This window comes from uncultured Roseobacter sp. (assembly GCF_947496515.1).
Classification (GTDB): domain Bacteria; phylum Pseudomonadota; class Alphaproteobacteria; order Rhodobacterales; family Rhodobacteraceae; genus Roseobacter.
This window is the reverse complement of record NZ_CANMDB010000005.1, coordinates 72,138-90,000: the sequence shown is the minus strand read 5'-3', so window position 1 is coordinate 90,000 and position 17,863 is coordinate 72,138. Positions and strand designations below refer to the sequence as shown.

Annotated in this window: 11 protein-coding genes, 1 tRNA gene, 2 rRNA genes and 2 pseudogenes; 13 read left to right on the top strand and 3 right to left on the bottom strand. The window is 56.7% G+C overall.

Annotation, left to right across the window (positions count from 1 at the left end):
• Positions 1-302: 302 nt before the first annotated feature.
• The 8 genes from Q1A53_RS10975 (at position 303) to Q1A53_RS10940 (ending at position 10,044) form a co-directional block, all read left to right on the top strand.
• Positions 303-3,671: ribosomal RNA gene (locus Q1A53_RS10975) — 23S ribosomal RNA — on the top strand.
• Between the two features lie 88 nt (positions 3,672-3,759).
• Positions 3,760-3,874: ribosomal RNA gene (rrf, locus tag Q1A53_RS10970) — 5S ribosomal RNA — on the top strand.
• Between the two features lie 73 nt (positions 3,875-3,947).
• Positions 3,948-4,024, top strand: a tRNA-Met gene (locus Q1A53_RS10965).
• 981 nt (positions 4,025-5,005) lie between these two features.
• Positions 5,006-5,689, top strand: coding sequence for a transglycosylase SLT domain-containing protein (locus tag Q1A53_RS10960; RefSeq protein ID WP_299966293.1), 684 nt, complete (start codon positions 5,006-5,008; stop codon positions 5,687-5,689).
• Between the two features lie 2 nt (positions 5,690-5,691).
• The gene (gene flhA / locus Q1A53_RS10955; RefSeq protein ID WP_299966291.1) at positions 5,692-7,776 is read left to right on the top strand and encodes a flagellar biosynthesis protein FlhA; all 2,085 of its coding nucleotides are present in this window, start codon (positions 5,692-5,694) and stop codon (positions 7,774-7,776) included.
• 5 nt (positions 7,777-7,781) lie between these two features.
• Positions 7,782-8,543 carry a flagellar biosynthetic protein FliR gene (locus Q1A53_RS10950; RefSeq protein ID WP_299966289.1) on the top strand — a complete coding sequence of 254 codons (762 nt, stop codon included), beginning with the start codon at positions 7,782-7,784 and terminating at the stop codon, positions 8,541-8,543.
• Positions 8,540-9,625, top strand: a complete 1,086-nt coding sequence (locus Q1A53_RS10945; RefSeq protein WP_299966287.1) for a flagellar type III secretion system protein FlhB — start codon at positions 8,540-8,542, stop codon at positions 9,623-9,625. The genes Q1A53_RS10950 and Q1A53_RS10945 overlap by 4 nt, the downstream gene beginning before the upstream one ends.
• On the top strand, positions 9,625-10,044 hold the full coding sequence (locus Q1A53_RS10940; protein ID WP_299966285.1) for a hypothetical protein: 420 nt from the start codon (positions 9,625-9,627) through the stop codon (positions 10,042-10,044). The genes Q1A53_RS10945 and Q1A53_RS10940 overlap by 1 nt, the downstream gene beginning before the upstream one ends.
• 356 nt (positions 10,045-10,400) lie before the next feature.
• Here the strand turns inward: Q1A53_RS10940 and Q1A53_RS10935 are convergent.
• Positions 10,401-10,672 (bottom strand): annotated as a pseudogene (locus Q1A53_RS10935) (integrase core domain-containing protein); the annotation flags it as partial.
• 153 nt (positions 10,673-10,825) lie between these two features.
• Positions 10,826-11,032: pseudogene (locus tag Q1A53_RS10930) on the bottom strand (IS3 family transposase); the annotation flags it as partial.
• A 557-nt stretch (positions 11,033-11,589) separates the two neighbouring features.
• Here Q1A53_RS10930 and Q1A53_RS10925 point away from each other — a divergent pair.
• The 5 genes from Q1A53_RS10925 (at position 11,590) to Q1A53_RS10905 (ending at position 15,850) form a co-directional block, all read left to right on the top strand.
• Positions 11,590-11,943: a hypothetical protein gene (locus tag Q1A53_RS10925; RefSeq protein ID WP_299966282.1), complete on the top strand. Its 354-nt coding sequence runs from the start codon at positions 11,590-11,592 to the stop codon at positions 11,941-11,943.
• Between the two features lie 301 nt (positions 11,944-12,244).
• Entirely contained in the window at positions 12,245-13,051 is an 807-nt protein-coding gene (locus Q1A53_RS10920) for an isoprenylcysteine carboxylmethyltransferase family protein (RefSeq protein ID WP_299966784.1), read from the top strand.
• Positions 13,029-13,745: a bifunctional 2-polyprenyl-6-hydroxyphenol methylase/3-demethylubiquinol 3-O-methyltransferase UbiG gene (ubiG, locus tag Q1A53_RS10915; RefSeq protein ID WP_299966279.1), complete on the top strand. Its 717-nt coding sequence runs from the start codon at positions 13,029-13,031 to the stop codon at positions 13,743-13,745. The genes Q1A53_RS10920 and ubiG overlap by 23 nt, the downstream gene beginning before the upstream one ends.
• On the top strand, positions 13,745-14,143 hold the full coding sequence (locus tag Q1A53_RS10910; RefSeq protein WP_299966276.1) for a DUF4149 domain-containing protein: 399 nt from the start codon (positions 13,745-13,747) through the stop codon (positions 14,141-14,143). Before ubiG ends, Q1A53_RS10910 begins: the two co-directional genes overlap by 1 nt.
• 264 nt (positions 14,144-14,407) lie before the next feature.
• Positions 14,408-15,850, top strand: a complete 1,443-nt coding sequence (locus Q1A53_RS10905) for an FAD/NAD(P)-binding protein (RefSeq protein ID WP_299966273.1) — start codon at positions 14,408-14,410, stop codon at positions 15,848-15,850.
• Positions 15,851-16,314: 464 nt separating this feature from the next.
• On the opposite strand, the gene Q1A53_RS10900 is transcribed toward Q1A53_RS10905, so the two are convergent.
• Positions 16,315-17,793: an NAD-dependent succinate-semialdehyde dehydrogenase gene (locus Q1A53_RS10900; RefSeq protein WP_299966270.1), complete on the bottom strand. Its 1,479-nt coding sequence runs from the start codon at positions 17,791-17,793 to the stop codon at positions 16,315-16,317.
• Positions 17,794-17,863 lie beyond the last annotated feature (70 nt).

Here is a 17,863-nt window from a genome sequence, read left to right as displayed (position 1 = left end):
TAGAGAGATACAATAACAACACTGTTTGATCCCACCAAGTAGGGTGACGATCTCAGTTTGGTTCCACCTCGGTGGAAGGCATATAGACGGGTGCTTCCTCGCTTTTCTATGTGTATCCCTGCTGAAACGAACAGAGTTGTCCAAGTCAAGTACACTAACCCGAGCAGTTGAAAGACTGCTCATTGTCTGGTTCCGCACGGAGCCAGGCGGGAAAAGTATGCTTTTGGTTCAGAATAAAGGGCGTCTTTTAGTTACCAGCTGAGAGGCCCGCGATTGACGCAAGTCTTTCTTTTTCTGGATCAAATCAAGCGCGAAAAGGGCGTTTGGTGAATGCCTTGGCAGTAAGAGGCGATGAAAGACGTGATACTCTGCGATAAGCTGTGAGGAGCCGAGAATAGGCTTTGATCCACAGATTTCTGAATGGGGCAACCCACCTGATACTGTGTTATTATTGATCCTTCGGGATCGGTTAATAATGCGGTAAAACAGGTATTTATGACCTGAATACATAGGGTTATAAAAGCAAACCCGGGGAACTGAAACATCTAAGTACCCGGAGGAAAGGAAATCAATTGATACTCCCCTAGTAGCGGCGAGCGAACGGGGACCAGCCGAGCTTGATGTGTGGTTAGAATGCGTTGGAATGCGCAACCAGAGTGGGTGATAGTCCCGTATAAGAAGCACTGAGAGACGTATTAAGTAGGGCGGAACACGTGAAATTCTGTCTGAAGATCGGAGGACCACCTTCGAAGGCTAAGTACTCCTTACTGACCGATAGTGAACCAGTACCGTGAGGGAAAGGTGAAAAGCACCCCGACGAGGGGAGTGAAACAGTACCTGAAACCGAACGCCTACAATCAGTCGGAGCTTGACTAGAGTCTAATTTGGACGGAACAGTGTCGGCATGAAATTGCCTATACTTACCGTACCGCTCCTTTTCCTTACATCAACACTAGCGCTTAGCGCCGATTATGTGATCGGCGTCGGGCAAGATGGTGTGGGAGATAGTGGATCGGATGCAGCTGCTCTCCAGCTCGAAATTCACTCTGACCCGATACGCGAGTATCGGTGGGGTGAGATTTCTGGGATGGTTGCTGCCCAAGCCAACGATGACGGCGATACCTATGTTGGGATCGGTTTGTCAGCGTTATGGAATACATCAGAAAACTGGTTCATCGAAGGAAGCCTGGCGACGGGTTACTACGGTGAAGGCAGCGATGGCACAGACCTCGGCGGTGAACTGCAATTTAGGACCCTTATCGGTTTTGGGTACATGTTGTCCGATCGGGCGAGCCTGTCGCTGGCGATAGATCACCTGTCCAACGCAGGGATCGAGGATGAGAACCCAGGCCGCGAGGCGGTTTGGATCCGTTACCGCCGGTCATTCTGATGCGTCCAAATTAGTCTCTAGTCTTGTGACGGCGTACCTTTTGTATAATGGGTCATCGACTTGGTCTCACGAGCAAGCTTAAGCCGTTAGGTGTAGGCGCAGCGAAAGCGAGTCTTAATAGGGCGTCGAGTTCGTGGGATCAGACCCGAAACCGAGTGATCTAGGCATGGCCAGGTTGAAGGTACGGTAACACGTACTGGAGGACCGAACCCACATCCGTTGAAAAGGATCGGGATGAGCTGTGCCTAGGGGTGAAAGGCCAATCAAACTCGGAGATAGCTGGTTCTCTGCGAAATCTATTTAGGTAGAGCGTCATCCGAATACCCTCGGGGGTAGAGCACTGGATGGGTAATGGGGCCCCACAGGCTTACTGATCCTAACCAAACTCCGAATACCGAGGAGTACTAGATGGCAGACACACGGCGAATGCTAACGTCCGTCGTGGAGAGGGAAACAACCCTGACCTACAGCTAAGGCCCCTAATTCATGGCTAAGTGGGAAAGCAGGTGGGACGACCAAAACAACCAGGAGGTTGGCTTAGAAGCAGCCATCCTTTAAAGATAGCGTAACAGCTCACTGGTCTAAATAAGTTGTCCTGCGGCGAAGATGTAACGGGGCTCAAGCCATGAGCCGAAGCTTAGGATGCGTTTATCGCATGGTAGCAGAGCGTAGTGTGACATAATTCCATGTGTCCTTATTCCCTTCGGGGATATTGGACACGCGGAGTTTTCTGTGAAGCCGGCGCGTGAGCGATCCGGTGGAGAGATCACTAGTGAGAATGATGACATGAGTAGCGACAAACAGTGTGAGAGACACTGTCGCCGAAAGTCCAAGGGTTCCTGCTTAAAGCTAATCTGAGCAGGGTAAGCCGACCCCTAAGGCGAGGCCGAAAGGCGTAGTCGATGGGAACCAGGTTAATATTCCTGGGCCAGATGGAAGTGACGGATCTTGAAGGTCGTTCATCCTTATTGGATTGAATGGGCGGCTAATAGGTTCCTGGAAATAGCTCCATCGCTAGATCGTACCCTAAACCGACACAGGTGGACTGGTAGAGAATACCAAGGCGCTTGAGAGAACTATGTTGAAGGAACTCGGCAAAATACCTCCGTAAGTTCGCGAGAAGGAGGCCCAGTTTCTACGCAAGTATTGGCTGGGGGCACAAACCAGGGGGTGGCGACTGTTTATTAAAAACACAGGGCTCTGCGAAGTCGCAAGACGACGTATAGGGTCTGACGCCTGCCCGGTGCCTGAAGGTTAAAAGGAGAGGTGAGAGCCTTGAATTGAAGCCCAGGTAAACGGCGGCCGTAACTATAACGGTCCTAAGGTAGCGAAATTCCTTGTCGGGTAAGTTCCGACCTGCACGAATGGCGTAACGACTTCCCCGCTGTCTCCAACATAGACTCAGCGAAATTGAATTACCTGTCAAGATGCAGGTTTCCCGCGGTTAGACGGAAAGACCCCGTGCACCTTTACTACAACTTCACACTGGCATTAGGCCGAACATGTGCAGGATAGGTGGTGGGCTTTGAAGCGTGAACGCCAGTTTGCGTGGAGCCACCCTTGAGATACCACCCTTGTTCTGCTTGATGTCTAACCGCGGTCCGTTATCCGGATCCGGGACCCTGTGTGGTGGGTAGTTTGACTGGGGCGGTCGCCTCCTAAAGCGTAACGGAGGCGCGCGAAGGTTGGCTCAGAGCGGTCGGAAATCGCTCGTTGAGTGCAATGGCAGAAGCCAGCCTGACTGCGAGACTGACAAGTCGAGCAGAGTCGAAAGACGGCCATAGTGATCCGGTGGTCCCGAGTGGAAGGGCCATCGCTCAACGGATAAAAGGTACGCCGGGGATAACAGGCTGATACTGCCCAAGAGTCCATATCGACGGCAGTGTTTGGCACCTCGATGTCGGCTCATCTCATCCTGGGGCTGGAGCAGGTCCCAAGGGTACGGCTGTTCGCCGTTTAAAGAGGTACGTGAGCTGGGTTTAGAACGTCGTGAGACAGTTCGGTCCCTATCTTCCGTGGGTGTAGGATACTTGAGAGGAGTTGCCCCTAGTACGAGAGGACCGGGGTGAACGATCCACTGGTGGACCTGTTGTTGCGCCAGCAGCAGTGCAGGGTAGCTATGATCGGAAAGGATAACCGCTGAAGGCATCTAAGCGGGAAGCCCCCCTCAAAACAAGGTATCCCTGAGGGCCGAGGTAGACCACCTCGTCGATAGGCCAGAGATGTAAGCACAGCAATGTGTTCAGTTGACTGGTACTAATTGCCCGATAGGCTTGATTTGATCCAGTAGAAGAGAGATTTTCTGCTTGGTATCAAAAGCATACACAGCACATTAGAGTGCTGACTTGGACAACAGAGGTTTTTCATGGTTTGGTGGTCATAGCATGAGCAAAACACCTGGTCCCATCCCGAACCCAGCCGTTAAGTGCCGTAGCGCTGATGGTACTGCGTCTTAAGGCGTGGGAGAGTAAGTCACCGCCAAACCTAGTAAAACCTCTGTTTTGTATCTCTCTTTCGATGCGCCTCATATCTGTTTGTCATGAGGCTGCGCAATTGGCGCGGGATGGAGCAGCCCGGTAGCTCGTCAGGCTCATAACCTGAAGGTCGTAGGTTCAAATCCTACTCCCGCAACCAAAACTTTGCAGACATCGTTGTCCTGCGAGAAACGTTTAGAGCGTACTTCGGCAAGCATCCTTATCTACCATAGTGATTTGTTTCGCAGCTGCGTTTCCGAAAAAGTCGTGGTTTGCCGGTAAAAACCTAACGCCACTGATTGAGCGGCGAGAGGCAGCACTGAAGGCAGTGCGAGATCATGACATTTCGCAGCGGCGATCCTTCACACTTGCCGGTTTCGAGCTGAAGACGGTCCAATGTGACAGCCCCGCCGAATACAGTATCAGAACACAGATGTCGACGATCGCAGCCCAAGAGGCGTCGGTTCGACTACCGTGGGCTTGGCTGGATGCTAGAGCGCAAACCATTCAGAAAACAGTTTCCAGTACCGTGTCCGCAAGTCACCACCTGAGCTTGGCATTCCCGTCTTCCAAAGCTCCTATATCACAAATATCGGAGAGCTCTACGCCAGCATAGTTTGCTTGATAGTTATAGAGCGTATCCCGGCTGAAACCGTGCTTGGGCACACTTCCATCGCATGGAAAGTGGCTTCCTGTGCCTTGATCATCCCGATAGTCTACGCATCTTTAAAGGTTTTTTCTCATTCATTTACCATTTCTGGAGATTGAGCAAGCTCTAAACCGAGCCGAAATGGCTTTTGAGCAGTAGGTCAGCGTTTGACATGCATTCCACGATCTTCTGCGGCTGCAAACGTAATTTCTTGATGAGCGGCCAAGGAAAATCGAAGCAGGGGCGGGAGAAGTTAGTTTCAACTAGTCGAAGCAGTGCACGGTCTGACTGCGCCGGATCGACTGCCGGGGCATCACTGGATACCAAGTCTGTTGGTTGTGACATTTGGTGACCCAAGGTCGGCTTCCATACAAATCAGATTTCGCGATTTTTCCAAACGTGGTTACCGAAAATAAACTTCGAACTGTCAGGTTACCGAAGTTGCAGAATGCAAATTGAAACAGGTGGACCATGCTTGGCAGCGGGTGCTTTTTGAGCAAATTGATAGGTGGCGTGCTCCTATTGACACTTGCGATCGTGAATGATGCCTTGGCGCGCGCGGAGTTTTTATGCGATCAGGCGGCGCGGGATGCGTCTGTAGAGTACGATGTCCCCCTCGAAATTTTACGCGCGATCACGAGAACCGAGACTGGTCGCACGTTAGAAGGCGTTCTCAAGCCCTGGCCATGGGCCGTTAACGTCGCAGGCGAGGGCCACTGGTTTGAAACCAGAGAAATAGCGATTGATCACGTGAAGCGGCATGTCGCTTCGGGTCGGCGCAACATTGATATCGGGTGTTTTCAACTCAACCATAGATGGCACGCGGCTGGTTTTGCTTCCATCGGCGATATGTTCGATCCGGTTGCCAATGCCCGTTATGCAGCTCAGTTTTTGACAGATTTGTATGACGAAAAAGGCGATTGGATGCGAGCTGTTGGCGCCTACCACTCGCGGACCGCTGTGCACGCCAAACGCTATAAGCGCCGGTTTTCAGACATCTACGCGGATTTAAAAGACGATAGCGATGGCCGTAGTACGGCCTCTTTGCAGCATCGCACAACGGGTAGATTCCCTCTCTTAAGACCGACTGCAACACGACCATTGAGAGGATCATTGGTTCCACTGGACAACACGGTATCTCGCGGAGCGCTGCTCTCCCGAGAAGGGGGATTGTGACTATGGGCAAACTGACGGCCAAGACACTATTTAATCCGACCATCATGCTTGCTGTCGCGTTGATGGCGGTGATCGTGATGATGATCCTGCCGATGCCTTCTTGGGTTTTAGATGTGGGTCTGGCTGCGTCCTTTGCGCTCGCAATCCTCATTTTTACCGTCACGTTGTTCATCGAAAAGCCTTTGGACTTTTCCGCTTTTCCGACCATTCTGCTCGCATCGCTGATGTTGCGACTGTCGCTGAACGTGTCCTCCACCAAACTGATTATCGGCGAGGGCCATACCGGCACAAATGCTGCCGGTGATGTCATCGAAGGGTTTGCGCAGTTCGTGATGGGGGGGAGTGTATTTCTCGGGCTCGTCGTGTTCTGCGTCCTGTTGATCGTGAACTTCATGGTGATCACAAAGGGTGCCACCCGCATGGCCGAAGTCGGGGCGCGGTTTGCACTGGATGGCATGCCGGGCAAGCAGCTGGCGATCGACAGCGACATGTCAGCCGGCGCTATCACGCATATAGAGGCCCGTGATCGCCGTGAGCGTGAGCAGCAGGAAACCACCTTCTTCGGGTCGCTGGACGGTGCGTCAAAATTTGTCAAAGGTGACGCCGTTGCCGGATTGCTGATTACCCTTCTGAACTTGGTGGCGGGGTTGATCATGGGCATTGCGGTACACGGTATGCCGCTTGGCCAGGCGTTTGAAACCTATGCGATCCTGACGGTAGGCGACGGGCTCGTCTCGCAGATCCCCGCAGTTGTCATCTCAATTGCATCGGCTCTGTTGCTTGCCCGCGGCGGTGCGCAGGGGGCTACAGATCTCGCAGTTTTCAATCAACTTGGAAAGCATCCGGCCGCTCTGGGGACCGTTGCGGGGCTGATGGTTCTTTTTGCGCTTTTCCCGGGGCTGCCCTTTGCACCGTTCATCTTTGGCGGAACAGTGCTGGGGCTGATCACCTTTCTGCTCTATCGCAAGAGGAAGACCAGCGCTGACAAGGGCGATACTGAAGAGGAAAGCGTCGATCTCCCGCGAGAGAAACCCTTGGGCGATATCCTTGAATTGGACGATGTTCACATCGAATTCGCCGCGGATTTGGTCAATATGGTGCTGGATCCCGGTACAGGACTGGATGCGCGCATCTCGAATATGCGCACCCATGTGGCGTCGGTGTTCGGGCTGATCCTCCCGGAAATCCGCTTGACCGACAATGCCGCTTTGCCATCAGGGACCTATGTCCTGCGCATTCAGGGTGTGGAGCAGGCTCGAGCACATCTCAGCTCCGAGCATATTCTCGCGCTGATCCCCGAGGGCGCGACAGAGCTTCCCGATGGCGACGACACGACGGAGCCTGTCTATGGCGCCCCGGCCAGGTGGATAAACGCGCGCGATCAGGAGCAGGCCGCGCTCGACGGGCTCACCCTCGTCACGCCGGCGGAAATCCTTGCAACCCACCTCTTGGAGACGGTCAAAAGAAACTTCAGCCGACTGCTGACCCTGAAATCCCTGCGCCGGCTGCTGCATGAGATGACCAATATCTCGGACCCCGTTCGCGCCGAGGCTAACCGGAAGCTGCTGGATGAGATGGTTCCCGACAAGGTGCCAATCGACGTCCTGCATGCGGTCTTGCGGCTTTTGCTGGATGAACAAGTCTCCATTCGAAACCTACCGCTCATACTCGAAGCAACGGCGGAGGCACGCGCGCACAACGCTCAGCCTGAGGCGATCTGCGAGCACGTACGGCAACGGCTGGGCTTCCAGCTTGTCGCCGATATGAAGCGCGAGGACGGGACACTGCCGCTGGTGCAGTTGGCGCCGGAATGGGAAGATACGTTCAACACTTATCAGGTCGATGCGGACCGGGGCCTCGACATCGCGTTGCCGCCGGATGTGTTCAATCAACTGGCTGAAAACATGTCGGAAAAGCTACACTCCGTCAATCAGAACGGGATCAACGCGGCCATTGTCACCAACACCCGTCGCCGCCGTTTCCTGCGCACCGTCATGCGGGCGAAAGGGATCAACAATCCGGTGCTGTCGTTCGAGGAAATCGGCCTTGAGGCGCGGCCATCCCTGGTAGGGGTCGTCGCCGCGTGAACAACATGGCCGAGCTTCTGACGCTTTTGGAGCTCCCGATCTGGCATGGCTTTGCGGTTTTTGTCCGTGTTGCTGCGATCACATCGATGCTGCCGGGCTTCGGGGAACAAACCGTATCCTCTCGTGTGAAGCTGGGGCTCGCCTTTGCCTTCACGTTGATCGTCTCGCCCGCGATTCAGTCCGTCGCAATCCCGGCGTCGTTCGGGGATCTCTCTCTTTTTATCTTGACGGAGATCCTGGCCGGGCTGGCGCTCGGCATCGGGATCCGCCTTTTCATACTTGCCTTGCAAACCGCTGGCACGATTGCAGCCCATGCGACGTCGCTGTCGCAGGTCTTCGGTGGCGCCGGCGTAGATCCCATGCCGGCGATGGGATACGTGTTGATCATCGGTGGGATCGCTCTTGCCGTGATGACGGGGCTGCATGTCAAAGCGGCCGAGCTGATCATCCTGTCGTATGATGTCATGCCGATGGGTCGGATAACCGATGGATCTGTCCTCTCGGAATGGGGTGTCGCTCAGGTCGCGCGTGCGTTCACTTTGGCCTTTACGCTCGCAGCCCCCTTCGTGATCCTGTCGGTGCTCTATAACTTTGCGCTCGGTGCGATCAACAAGGCGATGCCACAGCTGATGGTCGCCTTTGTCGGCGCGCCTGTGATCACGGCAGGTGGCCTGTTTGTCCTGCTGGTCTCCGCGCCGCTGATCCTGTCGGTTTGGGTGAATGCAATGGATGTCTTCCTCGCCAATCCGTTCGGGCCCGTTCCATGAGCGATCAGACGGATCGCAGCGACAAGACGTATGAGGCAACGCCGCAAAAGCTGTTGGAGGCCCGCAAGAAGGGTGAGATTGCCCGGTCGACGGAGATATTGACCGCGGCTGCCTACGCAGGCCTTTGGGTCGCGCTGCTGGCTGTCGGTAGTGGCAGCATGATCCACCTGGGTACCTCCATGATGGTGATGATTGATCAAGCAGCACAGATTGCGCCGCTGTTCTTCGGGGGCGCAGGCGCTGCTCCTACCGAAGGTATCTTGCGCAGCGTCGGCTGGTCGATGTCACCGATATTCGGGCTGCCAGCGGTGGCGGTGCTGCTGGCTCTTTTTGCCACAAAGGGCATTGTCTTCGCGCCCACGAAGATCGCGCCCAAAATCAAGAACATATCGCTGATCTCAAATGCCAAAAACAAGTTTGGCCGCCGTGGGTTTTTCCAGTTTGGGCTCAGCTTTGCGAAACTTCTTATCTATTCCGCTTGTCTGGCGATCTTTCTGACCATCCGCCTGGACGAAATGGTTGCGGTTTTGCAGACCGAACCCGGGCTGGTGGTTTCCCTGATGATCGAGATCTGCCTGTCGTTTCTTTTCGTCGTGGTGATCGTCTCCGGCGTGATCGGCGTCATTGATGCTGTCTGGCAGCACTTTGAGCATTTGCGTCAGAACATGATGTCGCGCAAGGAGGTTACGGACGAGACCAAGAACAACGAAGGCGATCCGCACATGAAGCAGGAACGTCGCCAGCGTGCGCAGGCTGCGTCCAATACACAAATGATGGCGGATGTGCCAACGGCCGATGTCATCATCGTGAACCCGACACACTACGCGGTCGCACTCAAATGGGAGCGGAAGCCGGGGCAGGCGCCAATCTGCGTGGCCAAAGGTGTGGATGAAACGGCCCACCGTATCCGTGAGCTGGCTGCGGAGAATGCGGTGCCCATTCATAGCGATCCTCCTACGGCCCGCGCGCTTCATGCGACAACGAACATCGGTGAGCAAATTCCGCCGGAACACTACCGCGCCGTTGCCGCAGCCATTCGTTTTGCCGAAGCGATGCGGCAGCGTGCGAAAGGACGGGTTTGATGAAGCTGGCTGACATGAAAACGCTCAACCAGCTGACCCAGGCCAAGTATTTGGCAAGGCAACAGATTTTCAAGAAACTTCTGCAGAGAGAGCATGCCATTCGCCGGGAGCTTCAACGTCTTGATGAGCAAGGAAGGCTCTCTGACAAAAAGGCGAGCCGTGGGATGAAGACGATCGGGGCGGATGTGATCTGGAAAGCATGGCTCGGCAAAACCAAAACACAGCTCAACATGCAGCTTGCCCTCATACTTGCGGAGAAAGAGCAACATATCCGACAGGTCCGTCAGGCCTATGGCAAGGTGCTGGCGACAGAGGATCTGGTAGAGATGCTCACGGAAATACAGGATAAAAAACGCCAGAAGAAGATGCTGGAACAAGCCGTCGAAATGTCACTCTTCCCTCATACTAACAGTCGCTAAAAGAACATTTGCGATCTCGCGGCCCATGTCCCGTTTCGAAAGTCGGCGTTCCCACAGCGGAGGTATGTTGCGAGCGTGGTCTCGGTCAGAGCAGGTCTTGCAGAATTCTGTCCAAGGCCAGTGGCATGGACGCGCCTGATGCGGCCAAGCTGGGGGCAGTCGAAGACGAGAATGCCAAGCTTAAGTATCGATCTTGGATACGGGGGGATGGCCAAGGTCTTCAAAAAGACTTTCGGGGAAAGGACTGACGGCGAATTATTGAGCGCCACTCGCTCAAGCGACGAGAGGCCATGCCGCCCACAATGTGTACGGATCACTACCAATCGGCTTGGTGCGTTTGATACATAAGGCCGGCGGCATTCGTCTCGCATGGGGCCATTGAAGCTCTCGACGAAGCCATTCTGGATCGGCTCGCCCGGCGCGATGTCGTGCTAATCGACCTTGCGGTGTTCGTGCCATTTCAAAAGGGCGTTTGATGTCAGTCCGGTTCGATTGTCGCTGATCAGCATGCAAGGGTCGCCCCGCATCTCGGCACTTAGGTCCCGTTCAGAACGCGGAACCTGCGCGCACAGGACAGGCTGTCAGATCCGACGTCCAGCGACCACCGCCGGCGCAGCCCCTGCACGATCGCTATGGGCGTTCCGCTGCCCAGTGCGCGCCTGCGTCCGCTGCGTTTACGAGGGGTTCACCCGTCTTCGCGGCAGATCCGATACAGCTTCGTCCGAGCAATGCGCCCGCCCTTCCTTCTGGGTTTATCGCTTCTCAGCCATGGCCCAGTCCACAGCGCGTCGTCTTCGCGACTGAAGTCATCAACGATGGCGAGCACGCGGAACCTAAGCACATCGGTAAAGGCGTCCGACACGAAATCGAGGCACGAGCGTTCATTCGTGCGTTCCGGCACCAGCAGTTGCCGTTGTGTTCCCAGAGCATGCTTCTGGCCTCCACGCTTGCCCACTTGCAACTTCTCTTCACGATACAACCGCGCCAGGTCCCGCTTGATACTCTCTCAAAATCCCAATGATCTGTTCTTGGCTGAAACGACTTCCCTTCATCGTCCTCCTTGTTAGAGATCAGCCTAACGACGCGCGCCGGATATTTCAGAGCAGCAGGTTGGAACCAATGGAATTACAACACCATCAGACCGCAGTCATCTCTTGCTGATCAACATCAATACGGGTGCGAGATTCGAGAGAGCGGCTTGCTCGCCGAAAACGCAGCGGCGAAACTTAGAACCCAAGCCCGCACACTCTTTTTTGAAAGTGGCCTTTTGAATGAGAAAGCGCCAAGCGGCTGGTCGCGCTGATTGAGATCAGGTGTCATGGCAGTTTTCAGGATGATAACGGCGGAGGTAGGGCATGCGTTGGTGGGGTCGGCAGAAGCGAAGTGATGCCATTCTGTCTGGTACCAGATCTGTCAAACTGCTCCGTTCAATCAGTCGAATATGGTCTGCACGGATAGCACCAGAGCGCTTCGACACATGGAAAGGAAGCCCGCCGGACATACTCTCTAGAGTATCGGCAGCGTGAATCATCCGAAGGCATTGACATGAAGGCAACTGGCTCAACGGCAGATCAGCATCGGAAAGACGTTCAGCGGTACCAGCATCTGACGGGCGACGTCATGCCACGGATCGCACGGGACGAACGGCGTGACTGGCCGATTGTCAATGATCACTGCTTCCAGCGAGTTGTGCTGGATACGATTTGCGGTGGAATTTGGTACGACTATCTCTCTCGCCCAGCCTACAAGAACCTCACAGCCCGACAAGCGCGGGACGCGGTGGTGCTTTGCGAAGCTATCGTTTCAGGGCGCGCCGATCTTGGGACGCTCAATGAGCAGTCGCTTCGTTGGCGGGCCGAAGCCCGCCGTCAACAAGTTCAGGTGCCTCGACTTCTGTGAGCGGGGAGTTCTTCGCCAAACGCTGCGGATCGCGTCGTTTTGCCGCGATTTTCTCCTTGTTTTGACGGGCTTGGCGCTAATTTACGGCACGGGCGGTAGCGCCCACGAGCGGACGTGCCGGAACCGAAGAACGCCTAGATCACTCCCAACGCGGATACATTGGGACAAAACGAGAAAGTCATGCCTGACAACAAATGCCGGCCCATCCTTGCGAAAAAACGATCCGTCGGATACCGGAACCATCCAGACGGTGGCTTTTCGTCCAAGCGACGGGGCATGTATTTTGTCGCATGATCCTCATATTGAGCGGATCGAGAGGCTGGTGCGGGGCGTGTTCAGCCCTGAACCGGGTCGTGGTCGGATTGCGTTGGCGCTGTGCTTCGGTGTGCTTGTGCACGCGGTCTTTGCCGCTGCCGTGCTGGCCATGGTCCTTGCGATGTACGCCGGTATGAGCGCGAGCTTTGGCGCCGTGCCCTGGCCCTACGCTTGGCTGAGCAATGCGGCACTGATCCTGCAGTTCCCGCTGGTGCACTCACTCCTTCTCACGGGGCCGGGCGGTCGCTGGCTGGCCCGGATCATCCCGGGACCACATGGCGCAACACTGGGCACGACAACCTATGCCATCATCGCCTCTGCTCAGCTTCTGGCACTTTTTACGCTGTGGACCCCCAGTGGGATCATCTGGTGGCGCGCCGAAGGTCTTGCGCTTTACGCGATCAGCGGTGCCTACGCGCTGTCCTGGCTGCTGCTGCTCAAGGCGAGTTGGGACGCGGGAGCAGAGGTGCAGGCGGGGGCTCTGGGATGTATGTCCTTGATAAAGAACGCCAAACCGCGTTTTCCCGATATGCCCACGACCGGCCTGTTCCGGCTCATCCGGCAGCCCATCTACGTCGCCTTCGCGCTAACATTGTGGACCGTACCGGTGTGGACACCCGACCAGCTGGCTCTTGCCGTGACGCTGACCGCCTACTGCCTGTTGGCGCCTCGGCTCAAGGAGCGACGGTTTGAAAAGCGCTACGGTGACAGGTTCCGAAGCTACCGGCGCCAAGTCCCTTACGCCATTCCAACGTTGAGGAGCGTGCGCGATGCCGACCAACGCCCGCAATGATTTGACCATCTACGACACCGCCGCTGCAGACTGGTGGTCCGATGACATCCGCTGGGTTCGGACACTGAAAAATATGGTGCCGGGTCGGCTTACCTGGTTCGACCGCCACATCGACTGGACCGGGAAAACCGTCCTGGATCTGGGCTGTGCCGGTGGTTTCATGGCCGAAGCGCTGGCCAAAAAGGGGGCCGAGGTGACGGGGATTGACCCGGCCGAACAGGCGATCGACGCTGCGCGGGTACACGCCCGCGACCAAGGCCTGGACATCCGCTACGACGTGGGCGTGGGCGAAGCGCTGCCCTATGATCCCACGCAATTTGACGCGGTCGTATGCGTTGACGTGCTGGAACATGTGACGGATCTGCACAAGGTTCTGGAGGAGGTTGCGCGGGTTCTCAAACCCGGTGGGACGTTTCTCTACGACACCATCAACCGCAATCTGCTTGCTCGGCTGGCAACGATCACCATGGCCGAGGATGTTTTGCGGTTACTCCCGAAGGGCACGCATGATCCCGACATGTTCATCCGCCCGGCAGAGCTGGAGGATGGTTTGCAGCGGGCGGGTCTCAGGGCTGGCCCGAGCACGGGCTTGGGCCCGCGCGGCATTAACAGACGGCGTGATTTTACCTTTGGCCCCATCCCGCTGCGCACTGTGATTTACATGGGTATTGCTCACAAGGACAAAGAAAGCTGATGCTGGTATTCGCTCTGCTCACCACCGCGTTGCTGTTCGGCGGCACGGTTCTTTACAGTTTTGGCTTTGCGGCCTTTGTGTTTACTGCACTACCGGCAGAAACCGCCGGACCGCTCATCAGGCGGGCGTTTCCGCATTTCTATACGTTCGTTCTGGCAACCTCGGTCCTCGCTGCGCTCGCCACGGTCAGCCGAGATCCTCTCTCCAGCGCGCTATTGGGAGCGGTTGCAGTGACCACGATCTTCGCCCGTCAGATCCTGATGCCGGCGATCAACCGAGCCACGGATAGAGGCGACAAAAGCCGCTTCAAGGTGCTTCATACCGCATCCGTGTTGATCACACTTGCCCATATCGCTGCAGTTGCCGTCGTGCTGGTCCGGCTGGCCGGGGTGTCGTGAGCCTCCGGTGCTATCGTTTGGGAGTAGGCGACGCTGAGCGTCCAGACGTGTCCGATACTGATGTCAGCCCGCCGCCTGTTCTTGACTGGCAATTGAGCATCGTAGTTGCGCTGCCAGGCAGGAAACCAGGTCTCACCCAATGCGGGATCCGTTCTTTTTCATCGTGGATTGCTCGCTCAGGGCACCCGCCTTTGCCAAGACTTGCATCACCCCGGGTCCCTCGCAGAGTTGACTTGCCTGACACAGACATGACATGACCGGTCGATGCCCAAGATCGAAAAGAAACACGAGCGCCCCGAGAGTAGCCGAACGCATGTAATCGTTGGTGATGGAATTACCGCCCTGGCCTTTCTGCAGGAATTTCAAGGTGATGCAGGTGATCATGTTATTGTCATCGGCACACGGGCATCGCAGTTGGGCAGGGGCGACGCTTACGCGAGAGGGCAGGAGGATACGCCCTGGCGGTTCGCCTATCTTCTGAACTCGCCTGCTGATGACATCGACCCACGCTTTGCGGCATGGCTTGCAGATCGATGGTCGCAGGTCGCCGAGACGATGGCGGGCAGGGCGCCGGACTGGCTCTCTGCCGCGGAACCGCTCGTCGCTGCCGGAGACATCTACGGTGTCAATGCGCCACGCGAATTCTACGGCGATTTCATGGAGGAACAGGCCACAGCGGCCATCACGGCGTTGGAGGCCCGCGGCATCACCATCACGCGGGTCGATGATACGGTCCTGTCTCTGGAGTTGCATCAAGACGGTGTCACTGTGTGCACCGCGTCCGGTGACCGGATCTCGGCGCGAGGCGTTGACGTCGCCACGGGCGGCCCGTCAACGATGCGGATCGAAGGAGATAACGGTGCCTTCAGCGCGCCTTCGGTTTTCGGCCACGAGCATCGGATCGCAGAACACATAAAATCCGGTGCAGAGATCTTCTGTATCGGGGGCAATGCCGCGATGCTTGATGTGCTGCGTCTGTGTCAAAGCCTCGTGCCCGAAAGCGCGCTGCGGTTCAAAGCCTGCGCGCCCGATGGTGAGGTGCCCGCGCCGCTCATCCCCCGGCTGCCCCGCAAGCTGACCCAACCGCGTCTGACACAAGGACACCGGACCGCGGCCTCCCTGCTGGCGGAGATCCAGGGCGAGATTGACCGTGCCCAAGCCAACGGAGATGAGATGCGTGAAATCCGCGCAGGGTTTCGCGCCTTCTTTCTGGAAAACCCTCTCAGCCTTTTCCTGTCGGATGTGGAGCAAGCACGCAAGGTGCCGGGTCAGTTACGGTTCTGGCTGCGCGGTGGCACCAGAGACACGATCCTCGACATGCACCGGCTGATCAAAGAGAACCGTGTTCAGATCGTAAAGGGCCTCGTTCTTGAGGTGATCAGTCACGACACAGGTGCAGAGGTTGTCGTCAAGGACGACGGTGGCAGCACACGCAGGCTCAGCACAGGGTTTGTGATCAACTGCGCGGGTGCCGGACCAAATTCGACCTACGATCCTATGACAACGGATCTGCTAACCAAGGGTTTGCTCGAACACAGCGCAGGACCATCAGGTCTGAAGGTTGGGCAGGGATGCCAACTTGGTACGACAGCGGTGCGGTATCTCTCACCGGCCGTCAGTGAAATCGGCGATGAAGTTGTCGCCATGCCGCTTTATGATGCGCATATGCTGCGATCCTACGTGGCGCGTGCGAGGCAAAGCGTCTAAGGCTCGAGCGCCCCCGGTATTTCAGGCAATCCCGCTCAGTTGTATGAGCGTGCCGCCAATGACTGATGCCTAGGGTATGACATCAAAGGTAACCGCCGTGGGCAGGAAGACACGCCCGTTCAGCTTGGACGACCATGTCGAACTCCCGAAGAATTCTGTCTTCATCTGATCAACTTCGCAAGAAACGGCAGAGTTATCGTTCGCAGCGACCGCCTGCTGTCCTGGCCGAGCGGCCTGATGTCGTTCCTCTTGCTGTCGGCACAGCTCTGACAGTGGTGCCGTGAGCGGCTTTCCGCACGGCGTTTTGTCGCACGGGTGATGGTCAGTAGGGGTTTCCAAGGATCATTTCTTGCAGACCTACACCGCTTAGGATGCCTCATCACCCGGCCAAAGATCAATTCTGTCCCGTCGGCTGGCAACGTCAGAACAGGGAAAGCACTGCCCCCCTGTCCCGAGCGTTCAGATCACACGCTCATGCAGATGTATTTCATCTCCAGATAGTCCTCGATCCCGTGGTGCGACCCCTCACGGCCCAGACCGGATTGCTTGACCCCGCCAAAGGGGCCCAGCTCAGTCGAGATGATGCCGGTATTCACACCGACGATCCCATATTCGAGCGCTTCGGCCACCTTGTAGACGCGGGAAAGATCCTTGGCGTAGAAATAGCTCGCAAGACCAAAGATCGTGTCATTGGCCATGGCGATCACCTCGTCCTCGTCCTCGAACTTGAAGAGCGGCGCCAGCGGGCCAAAGGTCTCTTCCTGCGCGACCTTCATGTCCTGCGTGACACCGGTGACGATGGTGGGCTGGAAGAAGGTGCCGCCCTTTTCGTGTGGTTTGCCGCCTGTCAGGATTGCGCCGCCGTTATCCACGACGTCCTGCATGTGCTCCTGAACCTTTTCAACGGCGTCTTCGTTGATCAGCGGCCCGGTGGTCACGCCGTCTTCCAGCCCGTCACCCACGTTTAGCTTTTCAACGGCCGCCTTCAGCTTTTCGGCAAAGGCATCGTAGACGCCCGCCTGCACGTAGATCCGGTTGGCGCAGACGCAGGTCTGGCCGTTATTGCGGAACTTGCACAGCATGGCACCATCGACAGCTGCATCAAGGTCGGCATCGTCAAAGACGATGAAGGGTGCGTTGCCACCGAGTTCCATGGAGCATTTCATGACCTGATCGGCGGCCTGTTTCATCAGGATGCGCCCGACTTCTGTGGAGCCGGTGAAGGTCAGCTTGCGCACCGCGGGGTTCTCGCAGAACTCCTTGCCCACCTCGGATGAAGAGGAGGACGTCACCACGTTGAAGACCCCGGCAGGAATGCCCGCACGCTCGGCCAGCACGCCCATGACGATGGCGCTGAGCGGTGTTTCCTTTGCTGGGCGCGCAACGAAAGAGCAGCCCACGGCCAGTGCGGGCGCTGCCTTGCGGGTGATCATCGCGTTGGGGAAGTTCCAGGGCGTGATGGAGGCCGCGACGCCGATGGGCTGTTTCAGCACCATGATCCGCTTGTCCCGCTGGTGACCCGGGATCGTCTCGCCGTAGACCCGTTTAGCTTCCTCGCCCATGAACTCGATGAAGCTGGCACCATAGCCGATCTCGCCCTTGGCTTCGGCGTGGGGTTTGCCCTGTTCCGCTGTCAGGATGGTGGCCAGATCATCGGCGTTTTCCATCATCAGATCGTACCATTTGCGCAGCACCGCCGCGCGTTCCTTGCCGGTTTGCGCCGCCCAGTCCTTTTGCGCGGCCTCGGCCTGCGCGATGGCACCCGCCACCTGTGCGCGGCTCAGGTTGGCGACGGAGGCGATCACATCGCCTCGGGCGGGGTTGATCACATCAAAGGTTCCGTCGTCGCCCTCGACCCACGCGCCGCCGATGTAGGCTCGGGTCTCCAGCAGGCTCGGATCGTTCAGCAAGGCTTTGAGGTCGGTGTTGGCAAGGTCTTTCATGGCGGATCCTCCAGGGGATAAATTGGTTGTGGTTGTCAAACCAACTCTGGGTATGATTGTCCAGTTCCGA

Excerpts from the sequence above, each read along its gene's own strand:
- Q1A53_RS10945 (WP_299966287.1), top strand. The coding sequence starts at position 8,540 with ATGAGCGATCAGACGGATCGCAGCGACAAGACGTATGAGGCAACGCCG.
- Q1A53_RS10950 (WP_299966289.1), top strand. The coding sequence starts at position 7,782 with ATGGCCGAGCTTCTGACGCTTTTGGAGCTCCCGATCTGGCATGGCTTT.
- Q1A53_RS10910 (WP_299966276.1), top strand. The coding sequence starts at position 13,745 with ATGCTGGTATTCGCTCTGCTCACCACCGCGTTGCTGTTCGGCGGCACG.
- ubiG (WP_299966279.1), top strand. The coding sequence starts at position 13,029 with ATGCCGACCAACGCCCGCAATGATTTGACCATCTACGACACCGCCGCT.
- Q1A53_RS10940 (WP_299966285.1), top strand. The coding sequence starts at position 9,625 with ATGAAGCTGGCTGACATGAAAACGCTCAACCAGCTGACCCAGGCCAAG.
- Q1A53_RS10905 (WP_299966273.1), top strand. The coding sequence starts at position 14,408 with ATGCCCAAGATCGAAAAGAAACACGAGCGCCCCGAGAGTAGCCGAACG.
- flhA (WP_299966291.1), top strand. The coding sequence starts at position 5,692 with ATGGGCAAACTGACGGCCAAGACACTATTTAATCCGACCATCATGCTT.
- Q1A53_RS10925 (WP_299966282.1), top strand. The coding sequence starts at position 11,590 with ATGAAGGCAACTGGCTCAACGGCAGATCAGCATCGGAAAGACGTTCAG.
- Q1A53_RS10900 (WP_299966270.1), bottom strand. The coding sequence starts at position 17,793 with ATGAAAGACCTTGCCAACACCGACCTCAAAGCCTTGCTGAACGATCCG.